The organism is Paraburkholderia sp. BR10937 (genome assembly GCF_040965695.1).
In the GTDB taxonomy this organism is placed as follows: Bacteria; Pseudomonadota; Gammaproteobacteria; order Burkholderiales; family Burkholderiaceae; genus Paraburkholderia.
Window position 1 is genome coordinate 58,631 of record NZ_JBFRCL010000019.1, and the last position, 12,988, is coordinate 71,618.

Sequence of the window (12,988 nt, forward strand, 5' to 3'; positions counted from 1 at the left end):
CGACCACGTTCTGCCTCATGCGCAACTGGGCGAACCTGCTTCCCAGGACGCTGGCCGATGCCACGCCGGGGCCGCCAGCACTCGCGTTACCGCCGCCGGCGCCTCCACCTGCGCTACCTGCGCCGGAGCTTCCCGCGCCGTGACCGCCACTTCCCGAACCCGCACCACTGCCGGCACCGCTGCCCCCGGAACCTGAGCCGCTGCCACCGGAACCGGCACCGCCACCGGAACCGGCACCGCCACCGGAACCAGCGCCGCCACCGGAACCGGCACCAGCGCCGCCACCGGAACCGGCACCAGCGCCGCCACCGGAACCGGCACCAGCACCCGCACCGCCACCCGCACCCGCACCGGCACCGGCACCGGCACCGGCACCCGCACCGGCACCACCGGAGCCGGAACCGCTGCCCCCCGAGCCCGCACCGTTGCCCCCTGACCCGGCACCATTGCCCCCGGAGCCCGCTCCTGCACCTGCACCGTTGCCACCCACACCCGCGCCGACGCCCGCACCGACGCCTGCGCCGCCACCCACACCTGCGCCGACGCCGGCACCGACGCCCGCACCGTGGCCGCCGTTGCCATTGCCGTTGCCATTGCCATTGCCATTGCCATTGCCACCCGCACCCGCACCCGCACCCGCACCCGCACCCGCACCCGCACCCGCACCCGCACCCGCACCCGCACCCGCATCCGCACCGTGGCCGCCGCCGTTGCCACCTGCGCCCCCACCCCCACCGTGGCCGCCACCGCCACCGCCACCGCCACCGTTGCCGCCCGCCGCTCCATAAGCCGCACCGGACAGCGCTAAAACCACCACCCATGTCGCCGTGTGTTTCGTCGCTCGGTTCATCGTCCGCCCCTTTCCTCGTACAAACCGCTTCGAAAGTGCGCCGGTGCAGCGCTCAGATTCTGCGCGTACGCCAACAGCCGCCTCGCGCATACGATGTGCCACGATGAGCAGGGGAATCGATTCTAGTAAGGAGAACTATGAACAATGCGTTGCATCGCCCGATGCAGCCGGGATCACCCTGGCGTTCCCTGTACGGTTGCGCGATTTCGCCGACGGCATTTTGAAGAATTGGCACCGGCAAGGTCTCCAGGCGTCATGTACGCATCCGGCCATACGTCATGCGTGGAATCCATGTCGAGCGCCGGACTTGAATAAGAGTCTTTATCAACCGCCGGGTAAGCATGATCCGTGCGCACAATCCAGAGAGCGGAGAAGAGGAACTCGTGGATGCGAGCCACCGAATTCCTCGGGATTCATCGCGTCAGCTGATGCATACCGTACCGGTACTGCCGTCCCGATCAGCGCCTGGCTTTCCCGCTTTGCGCAAATTCGCGGATGCGCGTGGCCAGCGCCGGTATGCCAGCATTGCGGGCCACGTAGTGGGAAAGCTGGCGTGTGGCCAGATCGACGGTCACCTGATCGTCGGGCGCCTTGGTATACGGTCCGTCGACGGCAGCGTGATATTCGATGCGCAACTGGGTGTCGTCCGCGACGATGCGCAAATACCCGTAGTTCTGGTCGTCGTAGTTCTCGATGACCACGGCATCGGTGCTGTTCGTTGCGGCCTGGATCAACTGCGGCGCACGAAGCGGCGGCTGTCCGTTGGTGGTCAGTCGCTGCACGTTGTGTCCGCCGTTGCCGCACACGATGTACGGAATGTGGGTGCCGTCCGGACGTGTGCGCGTAAAGCGCTGATAGTTGTGCGCGTGCCCCGCGAGATCGGCATGGGGCCATACGCCCACCTCTGCGCAGATCGCATCGATCTGCTGCTGCATCTCGACACTCCAGCCGTGACGTCCGCGCGCGACATAGGGCGGATGATGATGCGCGAACAGCAATGCGCCCGTGTAGCCTTCCTTTTTCACCCGCGTCAACGCCGCCTTGAGAAACTTCAGCTGGCTGTTGCCGATGTCGCTGTTCGAGATCACGCCAGGATCTTCGAGCGTATTGCTGTACAACGCGATGATGCGCACGAACGGCGCTTCGAATGTAAAGAATACGCCCGGTTGAATTTGCGCAGTACGTGAAAGGTTGCCGGCATCGGGCGAGACCTGAAAGCAGTCGGAGCAGAAGTTTCGCAGAAACGCCTGCAGACTCTTTTCATGCTGCAAAGGCGAGATCATTCCGTCATGATTGCCGGCGACGGCGAGGATCGGCGCGTGATAGTCGCGATAGGGCTCGTAGAACTGGTCGTAGTAGTACTGCGCTTCGCCGAAGCTGTAGACGATGTCGCCCAGCAGAAAGTTGAATTGCGGCACTTCGGCAGGATCGGTTTCGTCGAAGTCGCTGACCATCTTGTCGGAGACTTCGTTCTGCGTTTTCGGGCCGCGGGTGCTGCCGCAGTCGCCCGTCGAGTGAAAAACGATCTGTCCGTTCGTGTCGATCTGGTTGAGGATGGTCTGATCGTTGTCGATCACGTCCGCGAGTGTCAGGCGGGGCTCGACGCCGCCGCGCGGCGCAGGAAACGGAAGGGCCTTGAGTTTGTGCTCGCGGTTGAGTTCGTCGATCATCCTGTAGGCCGCCACGTCGGATGCGTGCCTGACGATGAAGGTTTGCGGATCTGGCGTAGGTTGCGGCTGCGAGAAGACGGGGGCGGCGAGAACGCGGCCGCTGCCGCTGCCATTGCTGGCCGACGTTCGAACTGAGCGCTTCTTTGGCATGTTCCATTTCCTCCAATCGCGGTCAAAAAAGCAGGACCGCGTTTGACCGACGCGATCCCTTGCCGAATGCACCGGGTGAGACGGTGGCTTGCGGGAGAGGTTCAGTCGCAGTCGTTGCAGGTCGTAACAGGCTTTTTTTTTCTCCGTTTATACTCACTTTCGCCTGAAAGGCTCACGCCCAGGTCCCACGCTGCACGCCGAGAATAAAACCACGACATCAGTCGACAACACGGCACGCGATTTACGTTTCGCAACCGCGGTTCTTACATAACAGGTGGGACCTATTATGCTAAATCGTGCTTTTGGCGCAGTGATTTCATCGTTGCTCGTGGCCGGCGCGGCCGCTGCACCTGCCATCGCGCACGCCGACGACAGCTTCGCGCAGGACGACGGCGCGTCGCATGGCCGTGCGGTCAAGGTGATGATCATTTCGATGTTCGGTCCGGAAGGCCAGGTGTGGCTGGACCATCTCGGCCCGTGGCAGGACGTCACCGTCGCCGGTCTGTCCCCCGATTACCCGGCGGTGCACTGCAACCGCCAGGATGTCTGCGTGATGACGACAGGCATGGGGCACGCGAACGCCGCCGCGTCGATCATGGCGCTCACGTTCTCGCCGCGTTTCGATCTGCGTCATACGTACTTCATGGTGGCAGGCATCGCCGGTATCGATCCGCTTCAGGGGACCGTCGGTTCCGCTGCGTGGGCGAACTGGCTCGTCGATTTCGGCATTCAGTGGGAGATCGACGGACGCGAAATTCCGGCGGGCTGGAACACCGGCTATCTCGGCATCAACACGACGGGCCCGACGCAGAAGCCGCCGCTCGACTATCGCACCGAAGTGTTCCAGCTGAACCCCGCGCTCACGAACGCGGCATTCGCACTGTCACGCAACGTGACGCTGACCGACGACGCCCAGGCGCAGGCTGCTCGCGCGAAATACAGCTATGCGCCCGCAAACCGTCCGCCGACCGTGATCCAGTGCGACACGCTGGCGGGCGATACCTGGTGGTCGGGCACCGACCTCGGCGAGCGAGCGCGGCAATGGACGAAGATCCTGACCGACGGCAAGGGCACCTATTGCACGACGCAGCAGGAAGACAACGCCACTTTCGAGGCGCTGACACGTGCGGCGAACGTGCATCGCGTCGACCTGAACCGTGTCGCGGTGCTGCGCGCCGGCTCGGACTTCGACCGGCCGTATGCGGGCCAGTCGAGCGCGGATAATCTGCTTAACTACGCGTCGCAAGGCGGCTTCACGATCGCGATCGACAATCTGTTCCTCGCGGGCAATCCGCTGGTGCAGGACATCGTCACGCATTGGGGCGAGTGGCGCAACGGCGTACCGCAGCGGTAACGCATTTGCGGTGCGGTGAGGCGGGCCGGGTGCCGGCCCGCACACGCGTCGAGTGTGTGCACCATTGAGTTCATGTGCGGCCTCGTAGGCGCTGGTCGCGTGTGAGCCAGCACAGGCGGATGGTGGTCTTGCGGTGCCGGCGTGCCGTGTCACGGGATCTGTCCGATCCCTCCCAGTTTCCCACTTTGTTCATCTTCTCCCGGCGTTCTTTCGGATGCCTTTCTATTGTCGCGTCGCAGGCCGCCGGGAATATTCGAAGTGCCTTCTCGTTTACGCAGGACGCGAGTCGCGCGAAGCACCGCTGCGCGACCCGTCATGATCGATCCGGTCGATCGTGCGCGCAGGAGGTGTCAAATGGAAACTTGTATTCGTTCTCCGCGTTCAGTTCATCCACTGGCTTCGACGGGCTGGCGAAAGCGCCACGTGCATCCCGTTTTGGGCGTCGAACTGCGTGTGGAACCGCTCACGTCGCTAGCGAGCCCCCTACCGAAAATAGAGGAGGTTGACCCATCGCGATTCTGATTGCGCGTTTGCACAATGAAGACGTCGCGTGCGTGAAAAGGGTTCATCGTGAACGGTTTCACCAGCTGGAGCCTGTCGCTCCTTGATCGCCGCGGCACACGGAATACGGACTTCAGCGCTCACCGCCGATGCGACGCATTTTCTCGACGCGGCGCAGGAGTGACAGCCATGACAAAGTTACTCGTCAGCCAAGCAGCATGTCATCACTGGCTGTTCTGTGGCAGGGCACTCGCATTCGTATTGCTGACGTTGTTGCCGGCGACCATCGCACACGCGCTGCCGATCTTCGCGCGCCAAACTGGCCAGAGTTGTGTGGCTTGCCACGCCGGGGGACAATTTCCCGAGCTCACGCCTTATGGGCGAATGTTCAAGCTCACCGGCTATACGCTGGGTGAACGCACGATCCCGATTGCCGCAATGGCAATCGGCGATCTGAGTCAGACGCGAGTCAATACGGATGCGAGCGGCAACACCATCAACACCAAGAACGGTCTGCCGATTTTCGACTTTGCGAGCATCTTCCTTGCCGGAAAGATCACCGACAAGATTGGTGCCTTTACGCAGTTCACCTACACGAACTACGACCATCAGAATGGCACAACGAACAAATGGGAAGGCCACTGGGCATCCGACAATACAGACTTCCGGTTCGTGGACCGGATCATGGGCGAAGCGAACGACCTGATCCTCGGCGTCACGCTGCACAACAACCCAACCGTGCAGGATGTCTGGAACTCCGCGCCGGCATGGGGTTATCCGTACATTTCATCGACGATCAGTCCGGTTGCCAGGATCCCCAATCTTCCCGTTATCGAAGGCAGTCTGGCGTCGCAGGTGGCAGGCATCGGCGGCTACCTGTACTGGAACAAGATGGTCTACGCCGAACTGACCGCGTACAGCACGGCCGATGGCATCTGGTCGTTCATGAGTCACGGTAACCGGGAAGGCAACGCGGCTCACCCGCAAATTTATCTGCGCGGTTACAACCCGTATGCGCGCATCGCCCTGACGCGGGACTGGGGACCCCATAGCGCAATGGTTGGCGCGTTCCTCTTGAACGTGAACATCTATCCGAACGATTCCAACCAGTTCCCGATCTTTACGCAGGGCGTGACGCGCTTCCGCGATTACGGCGTGGACGCGCAGTACGAGTACCTGCTCGAACCGCACACGATCACCGCGCAAGCCCGCTATGTGCGTGAGAACGTCCACGATCCGAACAATCTGGTCCTGAGCGACAGCGCGTCGGGGAATCTCGACTCGTTGAGGATCAAGGCATCGTATGTGTATCAGGCCAGGTACGGGTTCAGTCTGTCGTTCTTCAATACGACGGGCAGTCCAGACAGCACGGCCTACGCGGCCAGCGCGAACTTCCACCCGAATACGCAGGGATGGATGCCGGAAATATTCTGGATACCGAATCAACGCATCCGGATAGGTATTCAGTACACGCACTACACCAAGTTTCTCGGAGCGACGTCGAACTACGACGGCGCCGGACGCAACGCCAGAGACAACGACACGCTTTTCATCTATGTGTGGGCTGCTTCATGGTGATGTCCTGTGGTTACAGAGCACCGCAAAGGCTGCAGCACGGAGGTTGTTGCCATGAACAAAGTGACGCATATCGTCTCAATTGGGATGCTGCTGTGCGGGTCGGCGTGTCAGGACCTCGAGCATTCGCGGCAGGTCGACAACCCGCAGGTGCGCGGAAAGACCATCGCCTTGCAGGTGTGTTCGAACTGCCATGGTGTGAACGGCGTTTCGGTATCGCCTACGTTTCCGAAGCTCGCCGGGCAGCGCAAGGAATACCTGGTCGATCAACTGACGGACTTCAAGAGTCATTCGCGCGCCGACCCGAACGCGCAGCGCTTTATGTGGGGATTCACCCATTTGACCGACGCGCAGATCGACGAGCTCGCGACGTACTTCTCGAGTCAACCTGCGGTCCTCGGTGAAGCGAGCGATCTCGCGCTCATCAACGAAGGCAGCGCAATCTATCATTCGGGCCTGCCGGACAAGGGCGTCTCGGCGTGCGTGGCTTGCCATGGACAGCATGGCGAAGGGATAAATCAGTTTCCCCGGCTTGCGGGCCAGCACGCGGACTACGTCGTGAAGCAACTCAAGGTCTTCCAGCAAACGGATACCCGGCCTCGTGGCGCGGCGATGAAGGCGGTGTGCGCCAACATGTCGGATCGGGACATGCGTGCCGTCGCGGCGTACGTCGAGGTGTTTCCGCCGGAAGGGGAGGCGTCCGCTGGTGCGCCAGACGATCGATGAGCCAGCAGGCGCGCAGACTCCGATCCTTCGGCGTCGTCTTTGAACAGCGAATGCCATGAAAACATCCTCACCGTCTTCCGATGCTGCGGTGGCGACTCCAGCGGCACGACATCGGCCTCGACCCACGTGGCGCGCGGATCAAACGAGCCTGCTGTCCGACGAGCGCTCCTTTGCGAGGCGCCTCGGCGCATTCGACTGGCTGTTTGCCCTCGCGATGCTTGCAGGCGCAGGCTTCGCCTTGTCACGCTACCAGGCGTACATGAGCGCCTATGACCGGCTGGTGCTGGTGTGCTCGGTGCCGGCTTTCGTCATGATCGGCTGGCGCTGGAAGCCCGTGCGGCTGCTGATCGCTGCAATCGCAGCGCTGTCGCTGTTCGCGATCCAGCTTTACCGGGGCGACCTGGGGCGCGCCGACAGCACGTTCTTCCTCAAGTATTGCCTGTCCAGCCAGTCGGCCATTCTCTGGATGAGCGTGTTCTTCTTACTGGCCACGCTGTTCTACTGGCTGGGCATGCTGTCGCGTTCGCCGTCGGGCGGCGCAATTGGCTCGAAGCTGACGTGGACCGCGGTGCTGATGGGTTTCGTCGGGATGATGGTGCGCTGGTATGAGTCGTACCTGATCGGTGCGGATGTCGGCCATATTCCGATTTCGAATCTATATGAAGTGTTCGTGCTGTTCAGCCTGATCACGGCACTTTTCTACCTGTACTACGAGGAGCACTACGAGACGCGCTCGCTCGGCGCCTTCGTGTCACTCGTGATCAGCGCGGCGGTCGGGTTCCTGATGTGGTACTCGATCGCGCGCGACGCGCAGCAGATCCAGCCGCTGGTGCCGGCGCTGCAGAGCTGGTGGATGAAGATTCACGTTCCGGCCAACTTCATCGGCTACGGCAGTTTTGCGCTGTCGGCGATGGTTGGCGTGGCATACCTGCTGAAGGAGCGGGGCGTGCTGGCGGACCGGCTGCCGACGCTCGACGTGCTCGACGACGTGATGTACAAGTCGACCGCTGTCGGCTTTGGGTTCTTCACCATTGCGACGATTCTCGGCGCGCTGTGGGCCGCCGAGGCGTGGGGCGGTTACTGGAGCTGGGATCCGAAGGAAACGTGGGCGCTGATCGTCTGGCTGAACTATGCGGCCTGGCTGCATATGCGGCTGATGAAGGGGTTGCGGGGCCATGCTGCCGCGTGGTGGGCGCTCACGGGTCTGCTGGTCACCACCTTCGCATTCCTGGGGGTGAACATGTTCCTGTCCGGGTTGCACAGCTACGGCCGCCTGTGAGGATAGCGAAAGAATGCGACGACGCATGAAGCTTCCGTGCTCGCCGCAAGGCCCCATCAGGGTTTGAGCTTCGCGAGGCGCGGGGCGAAGCGGCACATGGCGAGGGGAAGGAGCGCCAGGACGGCGCCGGCAAAGAATGTGGTGGGCGCGCCGTGCCGGTCCCACAACCAGCCGGCAATGACGCTCGCAATCAGCATGCAGATGCCGCTGGCGAGATTGAAGACGCCGAACGCCGTGCCCCTGAGCGACTGCGGCGCGGTTTCGGCGACCATCGCGGCGAGAATGCCTTGCGTGAGCCCCATATGCAGGCCCCACAGTGCGACGCCGATGAGCACGGTGATGATCGATACACGCGCGCCGAGCACCAGATCCGCCGCGATTAGTGTGACGATGCCGAGCGCAAGCAGGACACGGCGGTCGGTTCGATCGGACAGCGCGCCCGCGGGGTACGCACTGAGCGCATAGGCGAGACTCATCACCACCATGACGCCGGGAATCCACGCGATATTGATTCCCGTCTGCTGCGCGCGCAGCACGAGGAATGCTTCGCTGAAGCGCGTGAGGGTGAAGGTCGCGCCAATCGCGACTACGAACCAGTAGCGCCCCGGAAATTCCCGCAACGCCTCCCAGCGCAGCGGTGACCGGAAGCTGCGGGGCGCCTGTTCATGGGCAGGCTCCTCGATGCCGAACACGATCAGGGCGAGCGCAATGACGGCTGGCACGACGGCGAACCAGAGCACGGCACGGATGTGATCCGAGAACTGGAGCATCAGCACGATGGCCACGAGCGGCCCGGCGAACGCGCCGATCGTATCCATCGACTGTCTGAGCCCATAACACGCGCCGCGAATCTCCGGTGGCGCGACATCTGCGAGGAGCGCGTCACGCGGCGCACCGCGAATTCCCTTGCCGGTACGATCGATGAGACGCGCCGCCGCGACAAGCGCGGGCGTGTGCGCCAGCGGAAAAAGCGGCTTGGACAGCGTACCCAGCCCGTAGCCGAGCAGCAACAGCGCCTTGCGCTTGCCAAGCCAGTCGCTCACGGGACCCGAGAAGATCCTGACGATCATCGCCGTCGCTTCGGCGGCGCCTTCGAGCAAGCCCAGCGCGCTCACGCTCATGCCCATCGTGGTAACGAGGAAGATGGGTAGCAGCGCGTGAATGAGTTCGGAGGAAAGGTCCATGAACAGGCTCACGTATCCCAGCATGCGTACCGCGCGGGGAATGGGGATGCGTGAGGTAGCGGGCGTCTCAGGCAGCACTGTGCTTGCTCCGGAGATACGTGTACTCGTGCCACGTTAGGGCGATGACGACAATGTCCAATGCGGTCACCAGCAGCAACCAGACCGAATGGGTATACGTGAAGCGGTAGGCCTGGTAGGCGATGAACAGCGCGAAGACGACGATCGACACAGGAAAGTACCAGAGTCGCTCGCGCAGCAAACCGGCCACGAGCCACAACTTTACCACTCCATGACCAAGCAGATAGAGCCCGGCGAATCTCTGGGCATCGACGGACAGGTGTTGCACGGTGTGAAGGAGAAAATTTGCTAACAGATCGTGCGGATCTTCGGCGAACTCATCCCGGGTGACCCACACCACAAGCGCCAGAAAATACCGCTGCGGCACAAGGTATGTAGCGACGCCGGCGACAATTTCGGCAAGCGCGAAGACGGCCTTGAACCCGAGGGTCAACTCGAACAGCAGGTGCAGATTCTTCTCGCCCAGTAGCCTCACTTTACCCGCCTCACCCATTTGTTGCCCCCGGTTCGGCGACTTCCTCGCGCGTGAAGCGCCCGTAACGCAACGCCAGGGTGGGCAGCACGATCAGGTTCAGTGCGGTCGAGGTGATGAGCCCGCCAAGAATGACGATCGCCATCGGCCCTTCGATTTCATTGCCGGGCGCGCCACTTGTCGCAGCGAGCGGCGCCAGCGCGAGCGCGGTGACCAGCGCAGTCATCAGGATCGGCACCAGCCGTTCTGATGCGCCACGCACGGCGGTGTTCATGTCCCAGGTGAGTCCGTCGGTGTACACCAGATGCTCGTAGTGGCTGATCAGCATGATCGAATTGCGCAGCGAAATGCCGAGCAGTGTGACGAATCCCACCATGCTGCCAAGTGACAGGTTCCCGCCGCTGAGGACCACGCCCAGGACTCCGCCCACCAGCGCGAAGGGCAGGTTGACCAGCACCAGCAGCACGGCGCGCCCGTTCTTCAACGCCATGAACAGCAGCAATGCGATACCCATCAGCGCAATCCCGCCGTACGCGAGCAGGTCTCGCTGCGATTGCGCGCGCGCTTCGCTCTCGCCGCTGAAAACGGCATAGGTACCCGACGGCATACTGATCTCGCGATTCACACGCGCCTGTGCTTCCTTCACGAAGTCGCTGACCGGCCGGCTGCCGAGATTGACCGATACCGTCTGCACGCGCTGGCCGCCGTCGTGCGTGATCTGGTAGCGGCCGGCGACCTGCCGGATCGTCGCGAGCGTGGAGAGCGGCACGGCAAAGCCGTCGGCGTTGCGCACCATGAGCTTGCCCACGTCGCCGATCGACCTGCGCTGTGCCGGGTCGAGCACGACGGCGACGTCGTAGGTGCGGCTGCCCTCGTAAATCTGCGAGACGGTCACGCCGGCATAGGCGGCCTGAATCGCATCGAGCACTTCGACGGGGCGAAAGCCCCAGCGGCTCAGTGCGTCGGGATCGAGCCTCACATCGAGCTCGGGAATCCCGGGGGGAGAATCCACCCGCACGCTGGCGACACCGTGAATCGTACCGATGAGCTGAGCGATTTGCTGCGCTGTGCGATCGATGATGTCGAGATTGTTGCCGAAGACATTCACCACCACGGGGGCTGTCGTTCCCGAAATGGTTTCGTCGATGCGTTCCTCGAGAAACGTGTTGACCGAGGTCGAGAGGCCCGGAAAGCGCGCCAGCGCCTGGCGAATCCGGTAGAGCGCCCAGCTTTGGCCCGATGCCCCCATCGGTTTGAGGTCGACTTCGAATTCCGAGAGCTGCACGCCGGTCGGGTCGACCACGCCGTTCGCGCGGCCGGCGCGCTGCGCCACGAGCCGCACGCCCGGCACCTGCAGCAGCGCCTGCGAGACCTGGGTGCCGATGCGCATCGATTCGGCAAGCGAGGTGCCTGGCGCGAGCCCCATGTGAACGGTGTAATGGCCTTCCCGCAGTTGCGGAATGAAACTCCCGCTCATGAAGGGCAGTGATGCGAGCGCTGCGGCGCACATCACCGCGACGATCACCATGACGCCCTTCACGTGTTGCTCGACCTTTGTCAGCAACGCGATATAACGTGTTTTGAGGCGCCCGATCAGGCGCGGCTCCCGCTCGGGCAACGGTCCCTTCGCCAGTAGCGCGAGCGCCATCGCCGGCGTGAGCGTGAGCGCGACGCCCAGCGACGCGAGCACGGCGAGAATGTAGGCGATGCCCAGCGGGGCAAAGAGCCGTCCACCGATACCCGAGAGCGTGAGCACGGGCAGGAAGATCAGCATCACGATGAAGGTGGCGAAGACCACGGCACTGCGCACTTCGAGCGAGGCGCGCAGCACGACGCGAAAGGCGGGAAGCGGCTGGGCCAGCATGCGGTTCTCACGCAGGCGGCGGTAGATGTTCTCGACGTCGATGATCGCGTCGTCGACCACTTCGCCCAAGGCGATGGCGAGGCCGCCCAGGGTCATCGTGTTGAGGCTGACCCCGAACGACGCGAGTACGATGATCGCGACCAGCAGCGACATGGGAATCGCCACGGCAGAGATCACAGCGGTGCGCACGTTGAGCAGAAACAGGAACAGCACCGCGACGACCAGCAAGGCGCCGACGATAAGCGCCATGCGCAGGTGACCGACGGAGGCCTCGATGAAGTTGGCGGGCCGGAAGACGTTCGTGTTCATGTCCACGCCCTGACGGGCGAGCACCGGCGCAAGCCCGGCGAGCGTCTTTTCGATGTCGCGTGTCACGGCCATCGTGTTGGTCCCGTACTGGCTTTCCATCACGACCATCACGCCGGGCTTGCCCATGATCGATGCTGCGCCAACGGCAGGTGCGTGAGCCCACGTCACGCTGGCAACGTCGCCAAGGCGCACGGTTGCGCCGTTGCCGGAACGCAGCACGACACCGGCGAGTTTCTGTGGCGTCGCGATCTGGCCGTCGGCGTTGACGGCGATGCGCTGATTGCTGTTCTCGATGAACCCGGCGCCGCGCACGCCTGTGGCCTGGCGCGCCGCGGCAATGACATCCTGGACCGACAGGCCGTGGCGCATCAGCTTCGCGGGATCGACCTGGATCTGCATCTGGCGCGTCTGACCGCCGAACACGATTACATCGGCCACGCCTCGCGTACCCAGCAACGGCGGTTTGACGGTCCACTGCGCGATGTCGTAGAGGTCCGCGAGCGAGCGCGTCTTCGACGTCAGGCCGATGGTGCGCACGACGCTCGTCGTCGTCGTGAGCGGCAGGAGCTGGGGTGCCGAGACACCGGCCGGCAGCGTGCCTGCGAGTCCGGCGATGCGCTCGATGACGAGCTGCCGGACCTGCATCACGTTGGCATGGTCGTCGAACACGAGCGTGACCGAGGAGAGACCCTGCATGGACCGCGAGCGGATCGACTGCAGGCCGGTCATGCCGCCGAGGGCGTTTTCAACCGGCTGCGTCACGAGGGTCTCCACCTGTTCGCTCGTCATGCCCGGCGCGGCGGTCTGCACGATGCTCATCGGCGGTGCGAACTCGGGAAAGACGTCGAGCCTGGCGCGCGTGAGGGAAAAGAGCCCGTAGCCAGCCACCATGACGGCCAGCGAGAAGATGACGCCGCGAAAGCGCAGCGAAAAGCGGATGATTGCGTCAAGCATGGGGCGGCGTGTGGCGTTGTTC

The 12,988-nt window shown here is 63.2% G+C and carries 9 protein-coding genes; 4 read left to right on the top strand and 5 right to left on the bottom strand.

Going from position 1 to position 12,988, the window contains the following annotated elements; all coding sequences use genetic code 11:
* Positions 1-15: 15 nt before the first annotated feature.
* A complete protein-coding gene (locus tag AB4Y44_RS17485) occupies positions 16-786 on the bottom strand; it encodes a hypothetical protein (RefSeq protein ID WP_368700362.1) in 771 nt (256 codons plus the stop codon).
* A gap of 522 nt (positions 787-1,308) precedes the next feature.
* On the bottom strand, positions 1,309-2,670 hold the full coding sequence (locus tag AB4Y44_RS17490; protein ID WP_342924902.1) for a metallophosphoesterase: 1,362 nt from the start codon (positions 2,668-2,670) through the stop codon (positions 1,309-1,311).
* A gap of 286 nt (positions 2,671-2,956) precedes the next feature.
* Between AB4Y44_RS17490 and AB4Y44_RS17495 the strand changes: the two genes are divergently transcribed.
* From AB4Y44_RS17495 to ccsB, 4 genes are all read left to right on the top strand, one after another.
* A complete protein-coding gene (locus AB4Y44_RS17495) occupies positions 2,957-4,024 on the top strand; it encodes a purine nucleoside permease (protein WP_368700363.1) in 1,068 nt (355 codons plus the stop codon).
* Positions 4,025-4,714: 690 nt separating this feature from the next.
* A complete protein-coding gene (locus AB4Y44_RS17500; protein ID WP_368700364.1) occupies positions 4,715-6,103 on the top strand; it encodes a cytochrome C in 1,389 nt (462 codons plus the stop codon).
* A gap of 51 nt (positions 6,104-6,154) precedes the next feature.
* Positions 6,155-6,826: a c-type cytochrome gene (locus tag AB4Y44_RS17505; protein ID WP_342924905.1), complete on the top strand. Its 672-nt coding sequence runs from the start codon at positions 6,155-6,157 to the stop codon at positions 6,824-6,826.
* A 55-nt stretch (positions 6,827-6,881) separates the two neighbouring features.
* Positions 6,882-8,105, top strand: a complete 1,224-nt coding sequence (ccsB, locus tag AB4Y44_RS17510) for a c-type cytochrome biogenesis protein CcsB (RefSeq protein ID WP_368700365.1) — start codon at positions 6,882-6,884, stop codon at positions 8,103-8,105.
* Positions 8,106-8,161: 56 nt separating this feature from the next.
* Here the strand turns inward: ccsB and AB4Y44_RS17515 are convergent, their stop codons facing one another.
* Genes AB4Y44_RS17515 through AB4Y44_RS17525 form a run of 3 tightly spaced genes read right to left on the bottom strand, consistent with a single transcriptional unit; the run spans position 8,162 to position 12,966 of the window.
* Entirely contained in the window at positions 8,162-9,313 is a 1,152-nt protein-coding gene (locus tag AB4Y44_RS17515) for an MFS transporter (RefSeq protein WP_368700407.1), read from the bottom strand.
* A 43-nt stretch (positions 9,314-9,356) separates the two neighbouring features.
* On the bottom strand, positions 9,357-9,860 hold the full coding sequence (locus tag AB4Y44_RS17520; protein WP_368700366.1) for a DUF2127 domain-containing protein: 504 nt from the start codon (positions 9,858-9,860) through the stop codon (positions 9,357-9,359).
* Positions 9,853-12,966 (bottom strand): efflux RND transporter permease subunit, encoded by a 3,114-nt coding sequence (locus AB4Y44_RS17525; protein ID WP_368700367.1) that lies wholly within the window; start codon positions 12,964-12,966, stop codon positions 9,853-9,855. Before AB4Y44_RS17525 ends, AB4Y44_RS17520 begins: the two co-directional genes overlap by 8 nt.
* Between the last annotated feature and the right edge of the window lie 22 nt (positions 12,967-12,988).